Annotated in this window: 22 protein-coding genes; 15 read left to right on the top strand and 7 right to left on the bottom strand. The window is 68.3% G+C overall.

All coding sequences use genetic code 11. The annotated features are described in order from the left end of the window. Nucleotides 1–91: 91 nt before the first annotated feature. From B9N97_RS03160 to B9N97_RS03105, 12 genes are all read left to right on the top strand, one after another. Entirely contained in the window at nucleotides 92–796 is a 705-nt protein-coding gene (locus B9N97_RS03160) for a GntR family transcriptional regulator (protein WP_244560522.1), read from the top strand. A 191-nt stretch (nucleotides 797–987) separates the two neighbouring features. Further along, a complete protein-coding gene (locus B9N97_RS03155; protein ID WP_085083186.1) occupies nucleotides 988–2,646 on the top strand; it encodes a diguanylate cyclase domain-containing protein in 1,659 nt (552 codons plus the stop codon). Between the two features lie 205 nt (nucleotides 2,647–2,851). Beyond that, on the top strand, nucleotides 2,852–3,733 hold the full coding sequence (locus B9N97_RS03150; protein ID WP_085083184.1) for a formate/nitrite transporter family protein: 882 nt from the start codon (nucleotides 2,852–2,854) through the stop codon (nucleotides 3,731–3,733). A 205-nt stretch (nucleotides 3,734–3,938) separates the two neighbouring features. Further along, the gene (gene eno / locus B9N97_RS03145; protein ID WP_085083182.1) at nucleotides 3,939–5,216 is read left to right on the top strand and encodes a phosphopyruvate hydratase; all 1,278 of its coding nucleotides are present in this window, start codon (nucleotides 3,939–3,941) and stop codon (nucleotides 5,214–5,216) included. Nucleotides 5,217–5,665: 449 nt separating this feature from the next. Continuing rightward, entirely contained in the window at nucleotides 5,666–7,108 is a 1,443-nt protein-coding gene (locus tag B9N97_RS03140; RefSeq protein WP_085083180.1) for a bifunctional enoyl-CoA hydratase/phosphate acetyltransferase, read from the top strand. 12 nt (nucleotides 7,109–7,120) lie between these two features. Further along, entirely contained in the window at nucleotides 7,121–8,347 is a 1,227-nt protein-coding gene (locus B9N97_RS03135) for an acetate/propionate family kinase (protein ID WP_085083178.1), read from the top strand. 184 nt (nucleotides 8,348–8,531) lie between these two features. After that, nucleotides 8,532–9,476: a DMT family transporter gene (locus tag B9N97_RS03130; RefSeq protein WP_085083177.1), complete on the top strand. Its 945-nt coding sequence runs from the start codon at nucleotides 8,532–8,534 to the stop codon at nucleotides 9,474–9,476. A 26-nt stretch (nucleotides 9,477–9,502) separates the two neighbouring features. Then, nucleotides 9,503–10,243, top strand: coding sequence for a phosphoglycerate kinase (gene pgk, locus B9N97_RS03125; RefSeq protein ID WP_085083175.1), 741 nt, complete (start codon nucleotides 9,503–9,505; stop codon nucleotides 10,241–10,243). A gap of 104 nt (nucleotides 10,244–10,347) precedes the next feature. Next, the gene (gene gap, locus B9N97_RS03120) at nucleotides 10,348–11,355 is read left to right on the top strand and encodes a type I glyceraldehyde-3-phosphate dehydrogenase (protein WP_085083173.1); all 1,008 of its coding nucleotides are present in this window, start codon (nucleotides 10,348–10,350) and stop codon (nucleotides 11,353–11,355) included. A 38-nt stretch (nucleotides 11,356–11,393) separates the two neighbouring features. Continuing rightward, nucleotides 11,394–11,639: a hypothetical protein gene (locus tag B9N97_RS03115; protein WP_085083171.1), complete on the top strand. Its 246-nt coding sequence runs from the start codon at nucleotides 11,394–11,396 to the stop codon at nucleotides 11,637–11,639. A 141-nt stretch (nucleotides 11,640–11,780) separates the two neighbouring features. Then, nucleotides 11,781–12,794, top strand: coding sequence for a helix-turn-helix domain-containing protein (locus B9N97_RS03110; protein ID WP_085083169.1), 1,014 nt, complete (start codon nucleotides 11,781–11,783; stop codon nucleotides 12,792–12,794). A gap of 153 nt (nucleotides 12,795–12,947) precedes the next feature. After that, nucleotides 12,948–13,526 carry a hypothetical protein gene (locus tag B9N97_RS03105; protein ID WP_143266325.1) on the top strand — a complete coding sequence of 193 codons (579 nt, stop codon included), beginning with the start codon at nucleotides 12,948–12,950 and terminating at the stop codon, nucleotides 13,524–13,526. 18 nt (nucleotides 13,527–13,544) lie between these two features. On the opposite strand, the gene B9N97_RS03100 is transcribed toward B9N97_RS03105, so the two are convergent. The 4 genes from B9N97_RS03100 to B9N97_RS03085 all read right to left on the bottom strand — a co-directional run bounded on the left by B9N97_RS03100 (nucleotide 13,545) and on the right by B9N97_RS03085 (nucleotide 18,584). After that, nucleotides 13,545–14,795 carry a cytochrome c gene (locus B9N97_RS03100; RefSeq protein ID WP_085083164.1) on the bottom strand — a complete coding sequence of 417 codons (1,251 nt, stop codon included), beginning with the start codon at nucleotides 14,793–14,795 and terminating at the stop codon, nucleotides 13,545–13,547. Continuing rightward, complete coding sequence (locus tag B9N97_RS03095; RefSeq protein ID WP_085083162.1) at nucleotides 14,792–16,564, bottom strand: GMC family oxidoreductase; 1,773 nt, start codon at nucleotides 16,562–16,564, stop codon at nucleotides 14,792–14,794. Before B9N97_RS03095 ends, B9N97_RS03100 begins: the two co-directional genes overlap by 4 nt. A 3-nt stretch (nucleotides 16,565–16,567) precedes the next feature. Beyond that, the gene (locus B9N97_RS03090; protein ID WP_085083160.1) at nucleotides 16,568–17,350 is read right to left on the bottom strand and encodes a gluconate 2-dehydrogenase subunit 3 family protein; all 783 of its coding nucleotides are present in this window, start codon (nucleotides 17,348–17,350) and stop codon (nucleotides 16,568–16,570) included. 253 nt (nucleotides 17,351–17,603) lie between these two features. After that, entirely contained in the window at nucleotides 17,604–18,584 is a 981-nt protein-coding gene (locus tag B9N97_RS03085) for a LysR family transcriptional regulator (RefSeq protein WP_085083158.1), read from the bottom strand. A gap of 106 nt (nucleotides 18,585–18,690) precedes the next feature. On the opposite strand from B9N97_RS03085, the gene B9N97_RS03080 reads away from it, so the two are divergent. Continuing rightward, nucleotides 18,691–19,521 carry an SDR family NAD(P)-dependent oxidoreductase gene (locus tag B9N97_RS03080; protein ID WP_085083155.1) on the top strand — a complete coding sequence of 277 codons (831 nt, stop codon included), beginning with the start codon at nucleotides 18,691–18,693 and terminating at the stop codon, nucleotides 19,519–19,521. 2 nt (nucleotides 19,522–19,523) lie between these two features. Here B9N97_RS03080 and B9N97_RS03075 read toward each other — a convergent pair whose 3' ends face one another. Both B9N97_RS03075 and B9N97_RS03070 read right to left on the bottom strand, forming a co-directional pair. Next, nucleotides 19,524–20,027, bottom strand: a complete 504-nt coding sequence (locus B9N97_RS03075; RefSeq protein ID WP_085083153.1) for a DUF6644 family protein — start codon at nucleotides 20,025–20,027, stop codon at nucleotides 19,524–19,526. Continuing rightward, entirely contained in the window at nucleotides 20,027–20,434 is a 408-nt protein-coding gene (locus tag B9N97_RS03070) for a DUF6152 family protein (RefSeq protein ID WP_244560521.1), read from the bottom strand. The genes B9N97_RS03075 and B9N97_RS03070 overlap by 1 nt, the downstream gene beginning before the upstream one ends. 72 nt (nucleotides 20,435–20,506) lie before the next feature. On the opposite strand from B9N97_RS03070, the gene B9N97_RS03065 reads away from it, so the two are divergent. Then, nucleotides 20,507–21,082 (top strand): histidine phosphatase family protein, encoded by a 576-nt coding sequence (locus B9N97_RS03065; RefSeq protein ID WP_085083151.1) that lies wholly within the window; start codon nucleotides 20,507–20,509, stop codon nucleotides 21,080–21,082. Between the two features lie 37 nt (nucleotides 21,083–21,119). Beyond that, nucleotides 21,120–21,557: an EamA family transporter gene (locus tag B9N97_RS03060; RefSeq protein WP_085083149.1), complete on the top strand. Its 438-nt coding sequence runs from the start codon at nucleotides 21,120–21,122 to the stop codon at nucleotides 21,555–21,557. A 51-nt stretch (nucleotides 21,558–21,608) separates the two neighbouring features. Here the strand turns inward: B9N97_RS03060 and B9N97_RS03055 are convergent, their stop codons facing one another. After that, nucleotides 21,609–23,222, bottom strand: coding sequence for a methyl-accepting chemotaxis protein (locus tag B9N97_RS03055; protein ID WP_244560520.1), 1,614 nt, complete (start codon nucleotides 23,220–23,222; stop codon nucleotides 21,609–21,611). Between the last annotated feature and the right edge of the window lie 267 nt (nucleotides 23,223–23,489).

Raw genomic sequence — 23,489 nt, 5'->3', positions numbered from 1 at the left:
GGCGGCTGACCGATCGGGGGCCCATCCTCTTCCACCGGCGGCGAAGCCTGTCTATCCTGCCCCCTGGCGACGCCGCTCCGGAGATTCAGCCTTGGACCAGTTCGACCCCCAGTTCCCCGCGTCCGAGACCGACATCGTGTCCGAGGAGAAGGGCCTGCTGTCGGACCAGATCCGGGTGGCGCTGGCCGACGAGATCGCGACCGGCCGGCTGAAGCCCGGCACCCCGCTCGACGAACAGCAGATCGGCCAGCGCTTCGGCGCATCCCGCACGCCTGTGCGCGAGGCCCTGCGCCAGCTCGCCACCACCGGCATGGTGGAGGTCCGGCCGCGCCGCGGCGTGGTCGTCGCCACCATGACGGCCGAGCGCATCATGGACATGTTCGAAATGACGGCGGAGATGGAGGCGATGTGCGTCCGTCTCGCCACCTACCGCATCACGCCGGTGGAACGCAGCCGGCTGCAGACCATGCATGAATCGGCGGCGGAGATGGTGGCGGGCGGCGATCTCGGCGCCTATGACGACTTCAACCGCCGTTTCCACGAGGCGATCTACCACGCCACCCACAACCAGTTCATGGCCGAACAGGCGGTCGGCGTCCGCGCCCGCCTCGCCGCCTTCCGCCGCACCCAGCTTCGCCACGGCAACCGTCTGGCGACCTCCCACGCCGAACATGGCGAGATCCTCGCCGCCATGGCCCGCGGCGACGGAGAGGAGGCGGCCCGCTGCATGCGCGCCCACATGCTGAACGCCAGCTGCGCGCTGACCCGCTACATCCAGGAACTGGACCTGACCTGACCGGGTCGCCTGTCGGCCGAACACGCACCGGTAATATTCCGTCGGCGTCGCGAGTGAATATTACCAGCGCGCTGGCTCCCGATCCTCTTTTCCCAGCGCAATCCGGATCGCCCCACAATGTTGCGTTCGTATGAATTTAACGTTTCGGTCCCATAAAATGCTCAAAGGTCTCACCTTGGGCTTTTGCCAACATGGGCGTCGCAGCCTGCACCAGCCAAATATTCGATCATTGTTGGTCTACGAATGATTTATCGGCGTTTGACCTGATCTCCGATCCGGTCTGGCTGGTCGATCTGCAGACGGGCCGGACCCTGTGGGCGAATGCGGCGGCCTGCGCGCTTTGGGGCGCCCGGTCTGCCCGGGACCTCGCCGCGAGCGGCGGCGGCCTTCCCGATGCCGTCCGGCAGCGGCTGTCGGATTATGCCCGGCATCTGTCGGCCGGCGAGCGGATCGGCGAGTGCTGGACGGTTGCGGCCGGTGGCGCGCAGACCGTCCTGTCCTGCGACTGCAGCGGACTTCACCTGACGGACGGGCGGTTGGCGATGCTTGTCCATGGCAGGCCAATTCCCGCCAACCACATGCCGCCGTCACCGGAGATGCGGCTGTCGCGGATGGTGGAGCATCTGCCGATGGCCGCCGCCTATGTCGAGGGCGAGCGGATCTTCATCAACCGCGCGGCGGAACGGCTGACCGGCTATCGGCAGGAGGATCTTCCCTCGATGGACGCATGGTTCGCGCTCGCCTATCCCGGCCGCGACCATGAGGTGCGCCAGCGTTACGACGCGGCACGGCTGGCGGAAGCCTCGGTGCTGACCGAACTGCAGGTCACCTGCAAGGACGGCACTCGGCGCTGGATCCGCTTCTTCGCCTATCTCACCCAGGGCGGGGAGGTGTGGTTGATGGAGAACGTGACCGACCACCGCGCCACGCTGGAGGCCCTGCACCATGAACGGGCCGTCCTGCAAAGCCTGATCGATTCGATGCCGGACTTCGTCTTCTTCAAGGACCGTGACGGCATCTACCTGAACTACAACCATGCAGCCCTCGATTATATCGGCTGGAAGCCGGATCCGGACCGCCCGCTGCGCGACATCGACATGGTCGATGCCGAAACCGCCGAGCGGCGCCGTCAGGCCGACCTGCGCACCATGCGGGAGGGAATGACACGCGGCGAAGAGTGGTTCGTCTACCCCGACGGCCGGCGCCGCCTGATGGAAACCGTCAAGACCGCCTGCCGCGATCCGCAGGGCACCATCCTGGGCGTCGTCGGTATCTCCCGCGACATCACCGACCGCCGCCAGATGGAAGAAATGCTTCGGTGCAGCGAGGCGGAGAAGGACCATCTCGCCAACCATGATCCGCTGACCGGCCTGCCCAACCGCCGGCTGTTCTTCGCCCGCACCGAAGGGGCGCTTGACCGTGCGCGGCGGATCGGCCAGCCGCTCGCCCTGCTGTTCATCGATCTGGACGGCTTCAAGCCGGTGAACGACCGGCTCGGCCATGATGCGGGCGATCAGGTGCTGCGGGTGACGGCGGAGCGGCTGACCGGATGCCTGCGCGCCTCCGACCTCGTGGCGCGGATCGGCGGCGACGAGTTCACCGTCCTGCTGGAGGGCGCAGGGTCCGTCGCCGACGTAGAGCGCGTCGCCGACAAGCTGATCCATGCGCTGTCGGCGGAGATCACGCTCGGCCGTCAGACGCTGTCGGTGGGTGCCAGCATCGGCATCGCGCTCTTCCCGCGCGATGCGGACGATGCGCGGGACCTGCTGAAGGCCGCCGACAATGCGCTCTACCGGGCCAAGCATGCCGGCCGGGGCCGCTTTGTCACCTGCGATGTCCGTCGGGCATGATGTAGCAACACTACAGAAGCGCAGCCGGCGCAAGAGCGGTGAGGCACCCCTTGCAATCCCCTTGAAAATCCGCCGTTTCCTTTTACCATCCTCGTCGATATGCGTCCCACCCCTGCGACCGAATGGCCCAGGCGGTGCGCTTGCCAGCGCCGTCCCGACGGGAGTATGTAGTAAAGCTACATGGCGGCAGCGAGGACATCGACCGATGAACATGGACAGCAAGGATGTGGGAGGCTGGAGCCAGCCCACCCCGCAATCACTCGACGCGCTGATGCCCGACGCCATCGCGCTCGCCGCCGAGAATCTGGGCGTCAAGAAGGCCCATTACGACACCCCCACCCTGTTCGCCCTGGCGGTGCTGGCCGGCGCCTTCATCGCCATGGGCGGCCTGTTCGCCACCGTCACCATGGCGGGTGCGGAGGGCATGCTGCCCTATGGCGTGACCCGGCTGCTGGGCGGCCTGGTCTTCTCCATGGGGCTGATCCTGGTGATCGTCGGCGGCGCGCAGCTGTTCACCGGCGACGCGCTGATGGTGATGGCCTGGGCCAGCGGCCGGCTGCATGCCCGCGAGATGCTGCGGGTGTGGACCACGGTGTGGATCGGCAATTTCGTCGGCGCCGCCGGCACGGCGCTGCTGGTCTTCCTGTCCGGGCAATACACCTTCGGCCATGGCGCCGTCGGCGCCTCGGCGCTGTATTTCGCCGCGGCCAAGAGTTCCTACCCGACCGATCAGGCCTTCTTCCTCGGCATCCTCTGCAACGTGCTGGTCTGCCTCGCCGTCTGGCTGGCGCTCGGCGCCCGCAGCGTCGGCGACAAGATCCTGGCGATCACCTTCCCGGTCGCCGCCTTCGTCGCCGCCGGCTTCGAGCACTGCGTCGCCAACATGTATTTCGTCCCGCTCGGCCTGCTGATCGAATGGGGGGCGCCCGACAGCTTCTGGCACGACCTCGGCCGCGCGGCGCCGTCGATCCCGGTCGGCCACTATCTGGTCAACCTCGCCGCCGTCACGCTCGGCAACTGGATCGGCGGAGCGCTGATGGTGGGTGCCGTCTACTGGTTCATCTACCGGCGCCCCAAGCTGCGCTGAGCGACCGCAAACATCCTCCTCCGGTTCACCCCCCTCTCCAAGCCGTCATCCCCGCGAAGGCGGGGATCCAGGCTGGCTCCACGGCTTCCCTCCGCAAGCCCTGGATTCCCGCCTTCGCGGGAATGACGGCCAAAATTGAAACGGCCCCCGGCTTGACCGAAACCGGCCCGATTGAACAACCTCCACACACGGGACATCCCTTCCCATGAGCGCCATCACCGAAATCCGCGCCCGCGAAATCCTCGACAGCCGCGGCAACCCGACCGTCGAAGTCGACGTCACCCTCGAGACCGGCGCCTTCGGCCGCGCCGCGGTGCCGTCGGGTGCCTCCACCGGCGCCCATGAGGCGGTCGAGCTGCGCGACGGCGACAAGGCCCGCTTCGGCGGCAAGGGCGTGCTGAAGGCCGTTCAGTCGGTCAACGGTGAGCTGGCCAAGGCCCTGACCGGCATGGATGCCGCCGACCAGCGCGTGCTCGACATGACGATGATCGAGATCGACGGCACCGAGAACAAGGGCCGGCTCGGCGCCAACGCCATCCTGGGCGTGTCGCTGGCCGTCGCCCGCGCCGCCGCCGAGGATGCCGGCCTGCCGCTCTACCGCTATGTCGGCGGCGCCTTCGCCTCGCTGCTGCCGGTGCCGATGATGAACATCATCAACGGCGGCGCCCATGCCGACAACCCGATCGACATCCAGGAATTCATGATCATGCCGGTGGGTGCCGAGACCGGCGCCGACGCCATCCGCATGGGCTCCGAGATCTTCCAGTCCCTCAAGAAGAAGCTCAAGGACGCCGGCCACAACACCAACGTCGGCGACGAAGGCGGCTTCGCCCCCAACATCGGCTCGACCGACGAGGCGCTCGGCTTCGTCATGAAGGCCATCGAGGCCGCCGGCTACAAGCCGGGCGACGACGTCATGCTGGCGCTCGACGCCGCCTCGACCGAGTTCTTCAAGAACGGCAAGTACGAGCTGGCCGGTGAAGGCAAGTCGCTGTCGCCGGAACAGATGGTCGCCTACTGGTCCGATCTGGTCGGCCGCTTCCCGATCATCTCGATTGAGGACGGCATGGCGGAAGACGATTGGGAAGGCTGGAAGGCGCTGACCGACGCCATCGGAAACAAGGTGCAGCTGGTCGGCGACGACCTGTTCGTCACCAACCCCAAGCGTCTGGCCCAGGGCATCCGCCAGGGCGTCGCCAACTCGATCCTGGTGAAGGTCAACCAGATCGGCACGCTGTCGGAGACGCTGGAAGCGGTGGATATGGCGCACAAGGCCGGCTACACCGCCGTCCTGTCGCACCGTTCGGGCGAGACCGAGGACAGCACCATCGCCGATCTGGCGGTCGCCACCAACTGCGGCCAGATCAAGACCGGCTCGCTCAGCCGTTCGGACCGTCTGGCCAAGTACAACCAGCTGATCCGCATCGAGGAGCAGCTCGGCGTGGCATCCCGCTTCGCCGGCCGCGGCATCCTGAAGGCCTGAGGTTTTTTTCGAGCTCCTGAAGTCCCCTGCCCGGCAGCCCCTCCGCCCCGCCCTCTCCCGCCCCCGGAGAGGCGAAAACGGACGGGCAGGCTGCACCTGAAGGGACTTCACGGACGGGCGGCGGGCGCCTTGATCGCTGAGACGTCCCGCCGTTGTGCCCCCTCCTCCCGTCTCTCCCCGGGGGGAGGGGGAAGCCCCGCCAACGCCGACCGGCCACTCCCTGCGGCAAAGTGTCAAGGGCGGCGGTTTCCACCAGTTCCATGTTGCGATGCACAGTTAATATATTAATATATCTACGGTTCCCGGCGCGGCGCGGAATGCCGGCGCAAAACGGGCGACGCCCTCGGATGAAACACCGGACGGTCCCCTTTCCGTCCCTTCCCGACGACGCCCCATCGGACCGTAAAAACGGGCCGCTCGCTCGACCCGGTCAACCGGAGTGTTCAAAAATGCGTGCCAGTGGTGAAGCTTCCGGCAATGGCGCCTGCGCCGTGGTCGAGAATGTGACCTTCGACGAAATCCAGATCGGCCAGTCGGCCAGCCTGTCGCGCCAGCTCACCCTGATGGATGTGGAGCTGTTCGCCACGGTGTCGGGCAACATCAACCCGGCCCATCTCGACCCCAAATTCGCCGCCGACAGCCGGTTCCAGAAGGTGATCGGTCCGGGCATGTGGTCGGGGTCGCTGATTTCCGGCGTGCTGGGCACCTATCTGCCGGGCGCCGGCTCACTCTATGCCGGCCAGAGCCTGCAGTTCCGCCGTCCGGTGGGCTTGGGCGACATCGTCACCGCCACCGTCACCGTGATCGAGAAGCGCCCGGCCAGGAACGTCGTCGTCTTCGACTGCGTCTGCACCAACCAGGATGGCGAGATCGTCGTGCTCGGCACCGCCGAGGTGGTCGCCCCGACCCAGAAGGTCGCCCGCCCGGCGCATGAGCTGCCTCAGATCCAGATGATCCGCCACGACAAGCACGACGCCCTGCTCGCCAAATGCGACGAGCTGCCGCCGGTCGTCACCGCCGTCGCCTATCCCTGCGACGCCAGCTCCCTCCAGGGTGCCGTCGAAGCCGCCGAGGCCGGGCTGATCGAGCCGATCCTGGTCGGCCCCGAAGCCCTCATCCGCAAGGTCGCCGCGGCGGGCGGCCTCGACATCGCCCGCTACCGCATCGTCGACGCCGCCCACAGCCGCGCCGCCGCGGCGGCCGCCGTGGCGCTGGCCCGCACCGGCGAGGCCGAGGCGGTGATGAAGGGCAGCCTGCACACCGACGAGCTGATGGGCGAGGTGGTGAAGAAGGAGACCGGCCTGCGCACCGCCAGCCGCATCAGCCACGTCTTCCTGATGAATGTGCCGACCTACTCCAAGACGCTGCTGATCACCGACGCGGCGATCAACATCTATCCCACGCTGGAGGACAAGGTCCACATCGTCCAGAACGCCATCGACCTTGCCAAGGTGCTGGGCGTCGCCACCCCGCGCGTCGCCATCCTGTCGGCGGTCGAGACGATCAACCCGAAGATCAACACCACGCTGGAAGCCGCAGCGCTGTGCAAGATGGCCGACCGCGGCCAGATCACCGGCGGCATCCTCGACGGCCCGCTGGCCTTCGACAACGCCATCTCCGCCGAGGCGGCGCGCACCAAGGGCATCACTTCTCCCGTCGCCGGCCAGCCGGACATCCTGCTCGCCCCCGATCTGGAGGCCGGCAACATGCTGGTCAAGCAGCTGTCCTTCCTGGCGAATGCCGACCTCGCCGGCATCGTGCTGGGCGCCAAGGTCCCCGTCATCCTCACCAGCCGCGCCGACAATGTGCGGGCCCGGCTCGCCTCCTGCGCCGTCGCCTCGCTGGTCGCCGCCGCTCACCGCCAGCCCAAGCTCGCGCTGGCCGCCGAATAGGACGTTACCGTCATGGCTGCACTGTCGAACTCCAGCGAGGACGCCTGCCTCGTCATCAACGCGGGCTCCTCCAGCCTCAAATTCTGCGTCTTCCAGGGCGGCAGCGCCGCCGAGATCGAACCGGTCGTCACCGGCCAGATCTCCGGCATCGGCACCGCCCCCCGTTTCGAGGCGAAGGACGCCGCCCGCCACAAGATCGCCGACCACAGCTGGGCCGCCGGTGAGAATCCAGGCCGTCCGGAGCTGCTTCACCATCTCCTCGACTGGATCGGCGACACGCTGAAGGGCGCCACGCTGGTGGCCGCCGGTCATCGCGTCGTCCATGGCGGCACCCGCTTCTCGGCGCCCGTGCGCGTCACCCCGACCGTGCTCGACCAGTTGGAGGAGCTGATCCCGCTCGCCCCCCTGCACGAGCCGCACAACATCGCCGCGATGCGGGCGCTGGCCCAGGTCTACCCGTCGCTGCCGCAGGTCGCCTGCTTCGACACCGCCTTCCACCAGACCCAGCCCTGGCAGTCGCAGACCTTCGCCATCCCGCGCGAGCTGACGGTGGAAGGCATCCGCCGCTACGGCTTCCACGGCCTCAGCTACGAGTACATCGCCCACCGCCTGCCCCAGGTGGCGCCGGAACTGGCGAGCGCGCATGTGGTGGTCTGCCATCTCGGCAGCGGCGCCAGCCTGTGCGCCATGCGCGCCGGGCACAGCGTCGACACCACCATGGGCTTCACCGCGCTGGACGGCGTGCCGATGGGCACCCGGCCGGGCGCCATCGATCCCGGCGTGCTGATCTACCTGATGCGCGAGAAGGGCTACGGCGCCGACGAGCTGGAAAAGCTGCTCTACCACAAATCGGGCATGCTGGGCGTGTCGGGCCTCTCCAACGACATGCGCGACCTGGAGAACTCCGACCTGCCGGCCGCCGCCGAGGCGGTGGAGCTGTTCTGCCACAATGTCGCCAAGCAGGTGGCGGCGCTGGCCGGTTCGATGGGCGGGCTCGACGCCGTGGTCTTCACCGCCGGTGTCGGCGAGAACTCCACCCTGGTGCGGGCGCGGGTGGCGGAGAAGCTGTCCTGGCTCGGTGTTTCCATCGACCCGGCGGCCAACCGCGCCAAGGCGACCCGCATCTCCGCCCAGGAGAGCCGCGTGCCGGTGTTCATCATCCCGACCGACGAGGAACGGATGATCGCCCGCCATACGCTGGGCGTCATCGCCGCGCAGCAATTGAGCCGGGCGGCGTGAAGGCCCTCTCCCGCCCCGGGAGAGGGAGGGGACCCGCCGAAGGCGGGGAGGGTGAGGGGCAGGGCAAGAATCCCGAGCCGCATGGTTCCTTGGATCACCCCTCACCCTTCCCACCGCTTCGCGGTGGGCCCCTTCCCTCTCCCGGGACGGGAGAGGGAGATCTACCCGGGCAGGACAAATCACCATGAACCACCCTCCCACCTCCCCCGCCGCCAAACAGCCGGAAAACGTCCGGCTCGGCATCCTGTCGATGCTGCTGGCGATGGTCCTGATGACCGTCATGAACGCGCTGGCCAAGCTGCTGGCGGAGAGCTATCCGCTGGGCGAGGTCACCTTCTTCCGCAACCTGTTCGCCCTGCTGCCGGCGGTCGCCATGGTCGCCGCGGCGGGCGGGCGGAGCTGCCTGCACACCGACCATTGGCAGGGGCATCTGTGGCGGGCGGTAATCGGTCTGGCGTCAATGGTGCTGCTGTTCTGGGCCTATCACCTGATGCCGCTGGCCAATGCCGTGGCAATCTCCTACTCCGCCCCGCTGTTCCTGACGGCGCTGTCGGTCCCGCTGCTGGGGGAGAGGGTCGGCGCCTTCCGCTGGGGGGCGGTGGTGGTCGGCTTCATCGGCGTGCTGATCATGGTGCAGCCCGGCGCCGGCATGCTCGACCGCGGGGCGCCGGTCGCGCTGGTGGCCGCGGTCTGCTACGCCCTGGCGATGATCGCCATGCGCCAGCTGGGCCGCACGGAACGGCCGGTGACCACGGTCTTCTATTTCACCGTGATCTCCACCCTGCTCAGCGCGCTGGCCCTGCCCTTCGGCTGGACCACGCCGGACGGGCATGCGCTGGCGCTGATGGCGGCGATGGGGATCGCCGGCGGCGGCGCGCAGTATTTCAGCACGCGGGCCTATGCGCTGGCGCGGGCGGTGGTGGTCGGCCCCTTCAGCTACGCCAGCCTGATCTATGCGTCGGTCCTCGGCTGGCTGGTGTGGGGCGACGTCCCGGCCCCGCATGTGGTGATCGGCGCCACGGTGGTGATCGGCAGCGGACTGCTGATCCTCTACCGCGAAACCCGGCACCGCGAAACCCGGCGGGCTGCATCCCCCCTCCCCCCGCGACGGGCGGCACCGACGACGTGACTGGTTTGAAGGAAAGGACAGGCATCATGCTTACGACCGATGCCAAAGGCAGCCCGGCTCCGCACCTGACCGGCCGGCTTCGCCTGATCACGGGTGGCCGCGATACGGAAGGCAGGGCTCCGGCCGGCAAGGCGGGACGGCCCGGCAACGGGGTCTGCGCCATCGTCGGCGGTGTGAACCTGGCGGCCAAGCTGGACCTGCTGATCCGGTTGGTGACGCGGGCCGACGTGCTGGCGCTGGGCGGCGGCATCGCCAACAGCGTCCTGGCGGCGACCGGCACCGACATGGGCGCCTCGCTGTGCGATTATGACCTGCTCGACGAGGCGCGCAGGCTGCTGGACCGGGCGAAGGCCTGCGGCTGCGAATTGCTGCTGCCGGTCGACGTGGTGGTGGCGACCGAGGCGCGCAAGGGGGCGGAGGACCGCATCGTTTCCTGCGCCGCCATCGGGCCGGAGGACATGGTCCTCGACATCGGCCCGGCGACGGCGGCGCGGCTGACCGCCTGCGTCGAAGCCGCCCGGACGGTCGTCTGGACCGGCCCGCTCGGCGTCTGCGAGATCGCCCCCTTCGACGGCGGCACCGACGCGCTGGCGTGGTTCATCGCCCGGCGCACCCGCGACGCCGGCCTGCGGTCGGTGGCGGCCGGCGACGACACCATCGCGGCGCTGGCCGCTGCCGGGGTGGAGGACCGCTTCAGCGAGCTGACCACCCGCGACGCCCTGCCGGCATGGCTGGATGCGATGTCGCCGCGCGCCGTCTCAGCCTGAACGAACATTGCAATCTTTGCGGGTCGAACCCCGCTTTCCCTGGTTGACAGGAGTCTCCGCCCGCAAATCGGCACGAGACCGCAACCGAACGACAGGAGCACATCATGGCTGTACGGGTAGCGATCAACGGTTTTGGCCGCATCGGCCGTCTGGTTCTGCGCGCCATCTACGAGAGCGGCCGCAAGGACGTGGAGGTCGTGGCGATCAACGACCTCGCCGATCTGAAGGCCAACGCGCACCTGCTGAAGTACGACAGCGTCCACGGCCGCTTCCCCGGCACCATCGAAACGGGCGACGGTGTGCTGATCGTCAACGGCCACTCCATCAAGGTCGTGCAGGAGCGTGACCCGGCCAAGCTGCCGTGGAAGGATCTGGGCGTCCAGATCGCCATGGAATGCTCGGGCATCTTCACCAAGCGCGCCGACGCCGCCAAGCATCTGGAAGCCGGCGCCGAGAAGGTGCTGATCTCCGCTCCGGCCACCGACGAGGACATCACCGTCGTCTACGGCGTCAACCACGACAAGCTGACCGCCGAGCACAAGATCGTCTCCAACGCGTCGTGCACCACCAACTGCCTGGCCCCGGTCGCGCATGTCCTCCACAACCTGGTGGGCATCGAGAAGGGCTTCATGACCACGATCCACTCCTACACGGGTGACCAGCGGATCGTCGACACCAACCACAAGGACCTGCACCGCGCCCGCGCCGCGGCCCTGAACATGATCCCGACCTCCACCGGCGCCGCCAAGGCCGTCGGCAAGGTGCTGCCGGAGCTGAAGGGCAAGCTGGACGGCACCGCCATGCGCGTCCCGACCCCGAACGTCTCGGTCGTCGACTTCAAGTTCACCGCCAAGCGCGCCACCTCGGTGGAAGAGATCGTCAAGGCGATCGGTGAGGCCGCCAACGGCCCGCTGAAGGGCATCCTGGCTGCCTATGACGAGGATCTGGTGTCGTCGGACTTCAACCACGACCCGCACAGCTCGACCTTCGCCAGCAAGGAGACGAAGGTTGTGGACGGCAATTTCGTTCGCGTCATGGCATGGTACGATAACGAGTGGGGCTTCTCCAACCGGATGGCCGACACCGCGGTCGCCATGGCGACCGCCAAATAAATCAACCACGCCGACCCAAGACCAAAAGGAGCCGGACGATGAGCAAGACGATCATGTGGACCGAAACCGATGCCAAGGGCTTCGAGTCCGAGTGCCTGTTCAACGAGGACAGCCGCCAATACGAAGTGATGGTCTGCGCCTCGGGCCGCCGGCTCTGCCGGTCGGAGTCGTTCCCGGCCCAGTCCGACCCGATGCAGGGGATGAGCGACGACGACCGCCGGCAGGCGTTGACATGCGCCGAACGGCTGGTGACCGAGATCGAACACGATCTGGGCGACCGCTGATCGGGCGGTTCCGGCCCTCCCCACCCTGTCCGGCCGGCGTCCTCAAGGGCGCCGGCCCTTCCCCCATTTTCGCAACCCTATTGACCGCGGACCGCCCCTCAGGAAATAAAGTCGTATACGAATTATACGCGGGATTTCCTGTTGGCCGCGCAGACCGTTCCGTTCCGCCGCTTCTCCACCGGCTTTCTTCCAAGGAAGGAGCGGTTCGGCGCGTGGCGGGACGCCATGACCTCGGTCTACGAGATCGCGCCGCTGGACGAGGATGCCAGCCGCCGCTTCGCCGGCACGGCGACCAGCGCCCATCTGGGACCGCTGATCGTCGGCACCATGGATGTCGATGCGCTGGCCTACCACCGCTCGCCCGCGAAGATCCGGTCCGACCACATGGACCATTTCATCATCCGCCTGGACCGGTCCGGCGCCGCCGGCAACCGGGCTGACGAAATCCTGGTCAAGGACATGGGCCAGCCGCTGGCGCTGCCGCCGATGCGGCTGGACGGCGCCTGCATCATCATCCCCCGCGACGTCATGACCGGCATGCTGCCCCGCGCCGACGCGCTGCATGGCACGCGCCTCGGCGGCATCATGGGGCGGCTGCTGGCCGACCATATGCGGACTTTGGCCCAGGCCGTGCCGGCGGCGACGGTGGAGGAGGCGCCGCAGATCGTGCGCGTCATCCGCGACATGGTCACCGCCTGTCTGGCGCCCAGCCATGACGCGCTGGTCCAGGCGCAGCCGCAGGTGGCCGCCACCCTGATCATGCAGGCGCGGCGCCACATCGACGCCAACCTGACGAACCCGGACCTGTCCCCCGACCAGCTGTGCCGGGCGCTCGGCCTGTCGCGGTCGGCGCTCTACACGCTGTTCGAGCCGCACCACGGCGTCAACCGCTATATACTGGAGCGCCGCCTGCTGCGCATCCGCGAGCATCTCTGCGATCCGGCCGAGCGGCGGCGCATCGGCGAGATCGCCTTCGCCTGCGGCTTTTCCAGCGAGGCGCATTTCAGCCGGGCCTTCCGCCGCGCCTTCGGCTGCTCCCCCTCCGAGATGCGCGCCGGGCTCCACCCCGGTGCCGCGACGGGTCCGGCTCAGATGAACGCCGCCGGCGGCATCGGCGGCGAATTTCCGGAGTGGCTGCGCCGGCTTCGCGCCTGACCGCGGAAACGGCGGACTCTGGGTCAAGGAAAATTGGACGCCCGGTCATGGCCCGCCCTCCATTGCCACGCTAGCGTATGTCGTCCGGCCCGCCGGTCCCGGTCGCCGCGTCGGCGGCGCAGGCCCCCGCTGACATGCCCCGAGGTGATGCAGGTGTCGTACGACTTCAACAGACTTCTGAACGCCACGCTCAGCCTGAACGAGCGCCCGATGGTGCTGATGTGGGCGGCCGTCAGCGGCGGCGCCGCCGAGGCGGTGTTCCTGACCTGCCTGGAGCAGTTCAAGCAGTCGCCGTCGAAGGCGAAGGTGAAGGTCATCCAGGAATGGCTGCTCGACCAGGACACGAGCAAGGGCGACGGCCATTGGGGACCGATGAACCTGGAATCGGACGGCGTCACCAACACGACCAAGGCCGCCGCCGCCACCATCGCCACCGCGTCCGCCTATTACATCGGCCGCAAGAGCTGGTGGGGAAAGCGAAGCGCCACCCTGAACGCCGCGCTGGGCAACACCCCGGCCCCGAACATGTTCGATGCCCTGATCCAACCGGCGGCCATCGCGCTGGGGACCGTGCAGCCCTGGTTCAGCGGCTGGTCGCTCGCGCAGGTCGACAGGAAGGACAGCTATGTCATCAATCGGCTGAAGGGCATGGAGTACATGAACAACGCCTTCATGTCCGCCGGCTTCAACACGGCCGCCATGGGGGTCCGCCTGCCCTTCAAGTTCCGCTAGCGGACCCCGCGGCCGTCGTCAGTCCGCCTGCGCCAGGGCCTTCCGCACCTTCGCCACCTCGTCGGCGCCGACCGGCGGCGCGGCGTTGCTCCAGCTGTTGCGGATATAGGTGACGACCGCCGCCACATCGGCGTCGTTCAGCCGCCAGCCCAGCGGCGGCATCGCCGGGCCGGTCGGCCGGGCGCCGGTCGCCACCGCGCGGGAGCCGTCCAGCACCAGCCGGATCAGCGTCGTCGGGTCGTCGGCCTGCACCACCCCGCTGTCGGCCAGCGTCGGAAACAGGAAGGTCTGGCCCTTGCCGTCGCCGCCATGGCAGGCCATGCAGCTGTCGGTGTAGACCGCCCCGCCTGTCTTCATCCGCGCATCGTCCGCCGCCAGCGCCGTCGGCGCCGTCCGCTCCGGCGGCTTCCGGTCCAGCAGATAGGTGGCGATGGCGTTCAGGTCGGCGTCGGTCATCTTGGAGCTGGAGTTCTGGATCTCCTCCGCCATCGGGCCGGAGGCCAGCGACTGGTGGTTCACCCCCGTCTTCAGATAGGCGACGAGCTGGTCGGCCGTCCAGCCGCCGATGCCCTGGCGTGAATCGGACGTGATCGACGGCGCGTACCAGGCCTGGAGGTTGGCGCCCTGCAGGGCGCGGTCGGTGTCGTCGGCGCCCAGCATGGTCTTCGGCGTGTGGCAGGTGCCGCAATGGCCCAGCGCCTGCACCAGATAGGCGCCGCGGTTCCACTCCGCCGACTTCTGCGGGTCGGGCTTGAAGCGCTCCGGCTCGAAGTTCAGCAGGTTCCACCCCGCCATCAGCAGGCGGATGTTGAAGGGGAACGGCAGCTGGTTGGCCTCGACCGCGTTGCTCACCGGCGGCAGCGTGCGCAGGTAGGCCCACAGCGCGTGGATGTCGTCATCGGTCATCCGCGTATAGGCCGGATAGGGCATGGCGGGATAGAGCCGCTTGCCGCCGCGGCCGATGCCGTCGCGCAGCGTGCTGCGCAAATCCTCCTCGGTCCAGTTGCCGATCCCGGTCTCGCGGTCCGGCGTGATGTTGGGGGCGACCAGCGTGCCGAAGGGGGTCTGCAGCGCCGTTCCGCCGGCATAGGGCTTGCCGCCCGGCACGCTGTGGCAGGCGACGCAGTCGGCGGCGGTGGCGACATAGCGCCCGCGCTCGATCAGAGAGAAATCCTGGTCGTCGGCGCGCGCCGGCACGGCGAGGATGGCCGGCACCGCCGCCGAGACCAGCAGGGCGGCGGCGGCGATGGCGAGACGGTTCCGGGTCATGCGTGCACCAGCGGGCCGGGGGATTTCAGGTAGCGGCTGCGGATCGCGTCCGCCGCGCGGAAGGCCAGCGCCCCCACCGTTCCGGTCGGGTTGTAGCCGGAATTCTGCGGGAACACGTTGGCCCCGACGGTGAAGACGTTCGGCACGTCCCAGCTCTGCAGGTACGGGTTGACCACGCTGGTGGAGGGGTCCATCCCCATCGCCGTGCCGCCGACCACATGGGTTGACTGGTAGGGCACCACCGACCAGTGGCCGGTACGCGGGTTCTCGTCGATCTGCTGCGCCCCCATGGCGCGAACGATCTCCGCCACCTTCTTGGTGACGTAGGCCGACATCTTCAGGTCGTTCTCGGGGAAGTCGAAGGTGATGCGCATCAGCGGCCGGCCGAGCCGGTCGGTGTAGGTGGGGTCGAGGTCCAGGAAATTGCCGCGGTTGGCATAGCTGCTGGCCTCGCAGCCGACGCTGAGATTGCTGAGATAGCTGTCGCGCATCGCCTTCTTCCAGCCCGATCCCCAGGTCGGACTGCCCGGCGGGGTCGGCCGCCTGCTGATCGGCTCCGCCCCGATGGGCGCGCAGCGCGTGCTGCCGCCGCCGAGGAAGCCCAGCGGCCCATGGTCGAAATTGTCGTTGTTGAATTCGTCGATCGCCATGCCGGTGGCGCCGCCGCCGATGAAGTTGTTGAAGTTGTATTTGGCGGGATCGAAGAAGCCGACGACCTGATTGGCCATCTGGTAGCAGAAATTCCGCCCCAGCGTCCCCTTCCCGGTTTGGTGGTCGTAGGGCGTGCCGATGCCGGACAGCAGCATCAGCCGCACATTGTCCAGCATGAAGGCGCAGAGCACCACCAGATCGGCCGGCTGTTCGTACTCGTTGCCCGAGGTGTCGATGTAGGTGACGCCGGTTGCCTTCCTGCCGCTGGGATCGAGATTGACCTTCAACACCTCGCACAGGGTGCGGAGTTCGAAGTTGGACTTGCGCATCAGCACCGGCAGCACCGTGGTCTGCGCGCTCGCCTTCGAATAGTTGGCACAGCCGTAATTGGTGCAGAAGCCGCAGAAGGTGCATTGCCCCATCGTCACGCCCAGCGGGTTGGTGTAGGTGCGCGACAGCAGCGAGGACGGGATCGGAAAGGGCTTGTAGCCCATATTGGCCGCCGTCTCCGCGAACAGGGTGGGGCCGTAAGTCTGCATCATCGGCGGGTTGGGGTACTCGCGGGCACGCGCGCCCTCGAAGGGATTGCCGCCCTCCTGCATCCGGCCGTTCAGGTTGCCGGCCTTGCCCGACACGCCGGCCAGATACTCGAACTTGTCGTAATAGGGCTCCATGTCCTCATAGGTCACGCCCCAGTCCTGGATGGTCATGTCCTCCGGTATGCTCTGGGCACCATAGCGCTCGGTATAATGGGACCGCAGCCGGAAGTCGGCCGGCGAGAAGCGCCAGGTGATGCCGGCCCAATGCACGCCGGCGCCGCCGACGCCGTTGCCGGGATGGAAGGAGCCGAACTGCCGCATCGGCAGCGCCGTCTGGCCGGCATTGTTGCGGGCGGTGACCGTCTCCTGCGCCGGGCGCAGCATCAGTTCCTGTCGGACGTTGTAGCGCAGCTCGTCCGGGGCATAGCCGATGTTGAAGTCGGTGGCGGTGTCGCGCCAGGGGCCGCGCTCCAGCGCCACCACGTCCAGCCCCTCGTCGCACAGCTCGTTCGCGATGATCGAGCCGGTCCAGCCCAGCCCGATGACCACCACATCCTTGCGGGGAAGTTTGCGCGCCATTCCTCAGCCCTTCCTGGCCCAGTCGCTGCGCCCGCCGATCGACACCGGCGGCAGCGTATATTTCTGATTGTGCTTCAGCACATGGTCCCGATAGTCGTAGCGGGTGCCGGGAAAGCCGATCATCTTCCAGCTGACCATGTCGCGGTTGCCGCCATAGACGGGATCGGCGAAGAACCCCTCCATGGTGTTCTTCAGGATCTGGCCGAAGAAGCTGACGGCGCTGACCGGTCCATCGAACTTCACCTCGTCTTTCTCCATCGCGGTCAGGAGCTGGTCCTTCTGCTCCGGCGACAGCTCGGTGAAGCTCTTGCCCCCCATGGTCCGGCGGCAGTGCTCGTCCAGCGCCTTCAACCCCTGGCGGTATCTCACCGCCGGGGTCAGGCCGCTCTGGTCGCCCTGGGTCGGCAGGCCCTGCTGGAACGGACCCTTCATGTAGAGCCGTTCGGAGCTGCCGTAATGGCCGGACAGCTGCCGGTCGATGAACACGGCGCAGCCGGCGTCCTTGCCGCTGACGCTGAGGTCGTCGGCGGGGATCAGCCGCTCGGCGATGGCCTCCACCATCTCCGCCTCGCGCGCGGTGAAAAAGGTCCAGGGGCCGGGCAGCACCTGCCGCGGCGGCTCGATGGCGCCGGAATCCCAGGGCAGCCCGGTGCCGAACAGGATCTTCGCGTGGGCGCCGGAAGCCGACAGCGCCACCAGCCCCATGGCGGTGGTGGCGAGGAACCGGCGGCGGCTGGTGTGGAAGACGCTTGGGCGCCCCGTTTTCGGGCGTTCGCTTGGGGTCATGCTTCGATCATCCCGGAGTCGTTGCGACCACTGCCCCTGTCGCACTGCACAACAGATCAGCGGTGGAACGAAAATTTCCAACGATCGAAAGACATACACCCGCCCACCCGGGCACGCGCTGCCGTCATCCGGCGAAAATCCGGCACAAACGACCGATGCGTCTGGCGCAATCGCGATCCTCGCCGGTGGTACCCAGTTACGGCGGTAAGCCTTCGGCGATACCGGGCTCTATCCGGTTCCGGCTGCTGCCGGATCACTCCTCCTTGCCGCGGGCCTGCATGCCGTGCCCGGCATCCACATCCTCGCCCGCCCTGGAACCGATCGCCTTGGAATCTACCGCGCGAACCGCGTCGATGAAGGCCCGCAAGGCCGGGGCCATCTGCCGTTGGCGCGGATAGCACAGGAACCGGCCGGGAAAGGCGGCGGACCAGTCCTCCAGCAGCGGAACCAGCTCTCCCGCCGCGATATGGCCGGCCACCGCATCCTCGACGCAGAAGCCGATTCCGATTCCCCGCAGGGTCGCACGCAACGCCATGTCCTTGTCGTTGAAGATCAGCGGCCCCTCGACCGCGACCTCGAACCAGGAACCGTTGCCGAAGAACTCCCAGGCGTAGGGCATCACATGGCCCGGCCAGCGCCAGCGGATGCAGCGATGGCCGACCAGATCGCGCGGATGAGCCGGCCGGCCATGACGATCGAGATAGTCGGGCGACGCCACGGCGATCTGCCGCAGGTCCGGACCGAGACGCACGGCGATCATGTCGCGGTCGATCACTTCGCCGATCCGGATGGCCGCGTCGAAGCCGCCGGCCACCAGATCCACCACCGCGTCGTCCAGTGTGATGTCCAGCACGACGTCCGGAAAGTCGCGGGCGAAATCCGCCAGCATCGGCTCGATGTAGAGTTCCGCCGCCGCGCGGAAACTGTGGACGCGCACGATGCCGGACGGGCGTTCGCGATACCGGCGCACCTGCCCGATGGCGTCGCCGAGTTCGGAGACGGCCGGCTGGACGCGCCGGAACAGATTCTCGCCGGCGTCGGTCAGCGCGACGCTGCGCGTGGTCCGGTTGAGCAGCCGCACTCCCACCCGCTCCTCGAACCCGCGCACCAGCTGGCTGAGCGCCGACGGGGAAACGCCCAGCCGCTCCGCCGCGCGGCTGAAACTCAGCGTCTCGCCGACGGCGAGGAACGCGCGAAGCTGGTTGTAGTCGCTGCCGGAGAGCAAGGGATCCATACCGCAAGGAAACCACTTTTCAGCTAGGCTTACAAGTTTCATCAGAAATCCGGTCATTCTGTAAGCCCGCCACCGGATGTATCTCTGGCCGCGAAAGGAGACTTCCATGACCACATGGTTCATCACCGGCATCTCGCGCGGCCTTGGGCTGGCACTCGCCAAGGCGGCCCTTGCGCAGGGCGACACCGTCATCGGCACCGTCCGCGGCGGCAGGCCGGACCTCTCCGCCGGGCACGGCACCCTGCATGTCCTGACCGCCGATCTCGCCGACGGCGATGCCGCCGAGGCCGCCGTCGGCCAGGCCTTCGCGCTCGCCGGCCGCATCGACGTGATCGTCAACAATGCGGGCTACGGCCTGCTGGGGGCGGTCGAACAGGCGAGCGACGACGAGGTCGCCCGGCTGTTCGCGGTCGACGTGTTCGCCCCCTTCCGCATCATCCGCGCCGCCCTGCCCCGCCTGCGCGCCCAGGGAACAGGGCACATCGTGAACGTCACCTCCATCGCCGGACGGGCGCCCGGCGCCGGTTCCGGTCTCTACGCGGCGGCCAAGCACGCCCTGGAGGGATTGTCCTCCAGTCTTGCGCAGGAGGTCGGCCCGCTCGGCATCAGAGTGACGGCCGTCGCGCCCGGCGCCTTCCGCACCGACTTCCTGTCGACCCATTCGATCCGCAAGAGCGCTGCCGAGGACGCGGCCTACGCCGACAGCGTCGGGCGGATGTCGTCCGCCTTCGACGGCATGGCCGGCCGCCAGCTCGGCGACCCGGATCGCGCGGCGCAGGCCATCCTGGCCGCCGTCCGTTCCGACAGCCCGCCGCTCCATCTGCTGCTGGGCTCCGACGCGCTCAACCGGGCCCGCGGCAAGCTCGACGCCATGATCGCGGAAATCGACGCCTGGGAAAGCGTGACCCGCAGCACCGACTTCGTCGAACAGGGCTGAGGCTACAGGTAGGCGATCAGCCGTCCCGACGCCAAAACCGCGATCCACAGCAGGAGGGAGACCACCCCGGCCACGCGGGCGGCCGGCGGTGGCCGCCCTCCCCCGCCCCAACCGGCGATCCGCCTGCCGGCGCCCCGGTGGAACAGGGCGATGTTGCCCAATGCCGCCAGCATCAGCCCCATCTTGACCAGGAAGGCGGGATTGCGCGCCAGCGCCGTCGCTTCGCTGATGAACAGCAGGATGCCGGTCGGCACCACCAGGACGAAGCCGACCACCGCCACCGGCAGCAGCAGCCGCGACAGCGCCCCGGCCGGCAGACCCGCATGCAGTCCCATCAGCCGCAGGTCGAAGGCGGCGATCGATCCGACCAGCAGCGCCAGCCCCAGGATGTGCAGCACCTCGACCAGCGGATAGAGCCACAGCGACTGGCGCAGCGTGTCGCCCAGACCGGAGGTCTCCAGCGCCACCAGCCAGGCGGGGCCGACCGGCCCAAGGCTGTGGTCCATCAGCGCAGCTCGACCGTCTGGCCGCCCACCGTGATGCGCTCCGCCCGCAATTCCGCCGCGTCGGACTTGCTGGCATAGCCGACAACGGTGACGGTCCCGCCGGGCTTGATCGCGCCGTCCGGCAGTCCGCGCGCGGTCATGCGGCTGGGCGGCGCCAGAACCACGTGCCACTGCTTGCCGTCCGCCTGCAGGTTCAGCATGGCGTGCGGATTGCTGAAGGCGAACTGCTCGACGGTGCCGCTGAGGGTCAGCGTCCTGTCGGCGTCATAGCCGCCCCAGCCATGGTGGGCGAGCGCCGGCAGGGCGACCGTCGCCGTGACGGCGAAGCCGGCGGCAACAAGGATACGGGATCGGGTGTTGAGCAGGCGGTTGCGGGCCATGATGACGCTCTCCCTTTCGTCGGGCATTCTCGGCACACATGGGGTGGGCCGCCCTCCCGGCAAGAGGAGGCGGGGCGCCGCTCCCCAATGGAGATGCCAATGCCCACCTTGTTTCGCCGCACCCTGTTGGCCCTGACCGCCGCCGTCCTGCTGCCGGTTCTGACGGCAGCCCCGACGGCGGCGCCCGCCGCTGCGCTGGAAACGGCCGGCCTCGTCGTGCTGATGCGCCATGCGGAGGCGCCCGGCACCGGCGATCCGCCCGATTTCAAGCTGGACGACTGCGCCACCCAGCGCAACCTCGGCGACGGCGGCCGGGCCCAGGCGGCACGGATCGGCGAGCGGCTGCGGCAGCTCGGCATCGATCAGGCGCGGGTCCTGTCCAGCCAATGGTGCCGCTGCCTGGAGACCGCCCGCCTGCTCGACCTCGGCCCGGTGAAGGAGATGCCGGCCCTCAACTCCTTCTTCGGCCGGCAGGAGGAGGAGAAGGACATGACCACCCAGCTGCGCCAGTTCCTGGCCGACCTGCCGCGCGACGGCAAGCCGGTGGTGCTGGTCACCCATCAGGTCACCGTCACCGCTCTGACCGGCATCTTCCCGGCATCGGGCGAGGCGGTGCTGCTGCGGGCGAACGGCACCCCCGACCCGGAGCAGATCGACCGGGTGCGCGTCCCATGAGGCGCAGGGCATGGGTAAGCTGAGGGGAGCCGACAGAATGACCGATGGCCTGTTTCCGTCCTGGATGCTGTGGGCGCTGTTGTCGGCCTGCTTCGCGGCGCTGACCGCCATCTTCGCCAAGGTCGGCGTCGAGGGCATCAATTCGGACATGGCGACGCTGATCCGCACCGCCGTCATCTTCGTGATGCTGATCGGCATCGTCGTGGCGTCCGGCCAATCGCTGGCGCCGTCGGCGGTGTCGGGCAGGACATGGCTGTTCCTGCTGCTGTCCGGCCTCGCCACCGGGGCATCCTGGCTGTGCTATTTCCGCGCGCTGAAGCTCGGCCCCGCGTCCCAGGTGGCCCCGGTCGACAAGCTCAGCGTCGTGCTGGTCGCCCTGTTCGGCGTGCTGTTCCTGGGCGAAAAGCTGTCGGGGCCGAACTGGCTGGGCGTCGTCCTGATCGCCGCCGGGGTGATCCTGCTGGCGTTCAAGTGAGGGCCGGATCCACGGCGGATCCGGCGGTCCATCAATCCTCGGCCTTCGGTCTCAGGCCGCCCGCACATGGCGGAGGAACTCCTCCGCCTGATCGCGCAGGGACAGCGCCTGCCGGCCGAGGTCGGCGGCGGCGGCGCGGACCTCCGACGCCATCACCCCGGTCTCGTGCGCGGACTGCGAGACCTCCTCGATGTTGTGGGTGACCTCCGCCGTGCGGTCGGCGGCGCGCTGGACCGACTGGGCGATGTCGGCGGTGGTGGCGCTCTGGTGGTCGGCGGAGACGGCGATGCGGCCGACAAGCTCGCTGACCGACAGCACGGTGCGGCCGATCCCCTCGATGGCGTCGACCGCATGACCGGTCACAGCCTGGATTTCCGCCACCTGCCGGGCGATGTCCTCGGTCGCCTTCGCCGTCTGGTTGGCGAGCGTCTTGACCTCGCTGGCGACGACCGCGAAGCCCTTGCCGGCCTCCCCGGCGCGGGCCGCCTCGATGGTGGCGTTCAGCGCCAGCAGGTTGGTCTGGCCGGCGATGTCCTGGATCAGGGTCACCACCTCGCCGATCTTGCCGGCGGCGGCGGCCAGTCCGTCCATCGTGTGGTTGGTGCGGGTCACCTCCTCCACCGCGCTGCGGACCATGCGGGCGGACTCCTCCACCTGCCGGCCGACCTCGCCGATGGAGCTGCTCAGCTCCTCCGCCGCACCGGCGACGGTGCGCACGTCGTCGCTCGCCTCGCCGGCGGCGCTGCTGACGGTGTGGGCGCGGACGCTGCCGGTCTCGGCGATGTCGTGCAGGCGCTGGGCGTTGGCCTGCAGCTGCGTCGTGGTGGCGCTGAGCACGCCGACGACGCCCAGCAGCGAGCCTTCGAAGGACCGCGCCACCTCCTCCATCGCCGCGCGGCGTTCCTGCAGCGACCGGGCGCGCTCCGCCGCCTGGGCCTCGTGCAGCTGGGCGACCTCCAGCGCGTTGTCCTTGAACACGCCGAGCGCCTTCGCCATGCCGCCGATCTCGTCCTTGCGGCCCAGCGCCGGGATGGCGACCGACAGGTTGCCGCGCGCCAGCTCCTCCATCGCGACGCGGATGCCCGACAGCGGCCGGAACATGCGCCGCGCCAGCAGCAGGCAGCCGGCGGCGACCAGCAGGGTCACCACAGCGCTGATGATTGCGATCATTGTCTGGGTGTCGCGGATCGCCGCGAAGAACTCCGCCTTCGCGATGCCGACATAGAGGATGCCGACCACGCGGCCGTCCGGCGCCTTGATCGGATCATAGGCGGTGTAGAAGCGCGTGCCGAGGATGTCGGCCTGCCCGCGATAGGGCACGCCGCGCCCCAGCACCGCGTCATAAACCGGCCCCTTCGCTAGCGTCGTGCCGACCGCGCGGCTGCCGTCCGGCTTCAGCACGTTGGTGGCGACGCGGCGATCGCCCATGAACAGCGTCGCGGTGCCGCCGACCAGCCGCTTGACCCGGTCCACCGGCTCGAAGAAGTCGTTCAGCGCGCGGTCGCCGGCGTAAAGCTTGCCGTCGCGCGCCTCGAACGCCTGCCCATATTGGTTCAGCACGTCCCAGGCGACGCGCATGTTGGTTTCCTGCCGCTCCATCGCCACCCGGTCGGCATAGCTGGTCAGCAGAAATTCATTGACACCGAATGTGGCAAAAGCAAGCAATAGCAGCCCGCCACCACAAAGCGCCACAGTCTTCCCCGCAAGGGACAAAGCCCTGATCGTCATGCCCAACCCCCGATTTAATCCTGCCGCCGGCGCCTTGTTCTTCTTTTGCGGCGCCTGCCCCTTGGGGCAACCATTGCATCCAGGAAAAACGAGAGAAATATTAAAGAAGCGTTAGAAGTAATTCCCGGATTCGTTTCCGGTATTTGCCTCAGTCATACGGATTGATCGAGGGGCAACAATCGGATTGAAAGCTTCGTTCAACAA

The organism is Azospirillum oryzae, from assembly GCF_900177515.1.
In the GTDB taxonomy this organism is placed as follows: Bacteria; Pseudomonadota; Alphaproteobacteria; order Azospirillales; family Azospirillaceae; genus Azospirillum; species Azospirillum oryzae_A.
The sequence above is the reverse complement of the archived record's forward strand: the minus strand, read 5'-3'. Positions and strand labels throughout refer to the sequence as shown.

Excerpts from the sequence above, each read along its gene's own strand:
- B9N97_RS03155 (WP_085083186.1), top strand. The coding sequence starts at position 988 with ATGGGCGTCGCAGCCTGCACCAGCCAAATATTCGATCATTGTTGGTCT.
- B9N97_RS03150 (WP_085083184.1), top strand. The coding sequence starts at position 2,852 with ATGAACATGGACAGCAAGGATGTGGGAGGCTGGAGCCAGCCCACCCCG.
- eno (WP_085083182.1), top strand. The coding sequence starts at position 3,939 with ATGAGCGCCATCACCGAAATCCGCGCCCGCGAAATCCTCGACAGCCGC.
- B9N97_RS03140 (WP_085083180.1), top strand. The coding sequence starts at position 5,666 with ATGCGTGCCAGTGGTGAAGCTTCCGGCAATGGCGCCTGCGCCGTGGTC.
- B9N97_RS03135 (WP_085083178.1), top strand. The coding sequence starts at position 7,121 with ATGGCTGCACTGTCGAACTCCAGCGAGGACGCCTGCCTCGTCATCAAC.
- B9N97_RS03130 (WP_085083177.1), top strand. The coding sequence starts at position 8,532 with ATGAACCACCCTCCCACCTCCCCCGCCGCCAAACAGCCGGAAAACGTC.
- pgk (WP_085083175.1), top strand. The coding sequence starts at position 9,503 with ATGCTTACGACCGATGCCAAAGGCAGCCCGGCTCCGCACCTGACCGGC.
- gap (WP_085083173.1), top strand. The coding sequence starts at position 10,348 with ATGGCTGTACGGGTAGCGATCAACGGTTTTGGCCGCATCGGCCGTCTG.
- B9N97_RS03115 (WP_085083171.1), top strand. The coding sequence starts at position 11,394 with ATGAGCAAGACGATCATGTGGACCGAAACCGATGCCAAGGGCTTCGAG.
- B9N97_RS03100 (WP_085083164.1), bottom strand. The coding sequence starts at position 14,795 with ATGACCCGGAACCGTCTCGCCATCGCCGCCGCCGCCCTGCTGGTCTCG.
- B9N97_RS03095 (WP_085083162.1), bottom strand. The coding sequence starts at position 16,564 with ATGGCGCGCAAACTTCCCCGCAAGGATGTGGTGGTCATCGGGCTGGGC.
- B9N97_RS03090 (WP_085083160.1), bottom strand. The coding sequence starts at position 17,350 with ATGACCCCAAGCGAACGCCCGAAAACGGGGCGCCCAAGCGTCTTCCAC.
- B9N97_RS03085 (WP_085083158.1), bottom strand. The coding sequence starts at position 18,584 with ATGGATCCCTTGCTCTCCGGCAGCGACTACAACCAGCTTCGCGCGTTC.
- B9N97_RS03080 (WP_085083155.1), top strand. The coding sequence starts at position 18,691 with ATGACCACATGGTTCATCACCGGCATCTCGCGCGGCCTTGGGCTGGCA.
- B9N97_RS03075 (WP_085083153.1), bottom strand. The coding sequence starts at position 20,027 with ATGGACCACAGCCTTGGGCCGGTCGGCCCCGCCTGGCTGGTGGCGCTG.
- B9N97_RS03070 (WP_244560521.1), bottom strand. The coding sequence starts at position 20,434 with ATGCCCGACGAAAGGGAGAGCGTCATCATGGCCCGCAACCGCCTGCTC.
- B9N97_RS03065 (WP_085083151.1), top strand. The coding sequence starts at position 20,507 with ATGCCCACCTTGTTTCGCCGCACCCTGTTGGCCCTGACCGCCGCCGTC.
- B9N97_RS03060 (WP_085083149.1), top strand. The coding sequence starts at position 21,120 with ATGACCGATGGCCTGTTTCCGTCCTGGATGCTGTGGGCGCTGTTGTCG.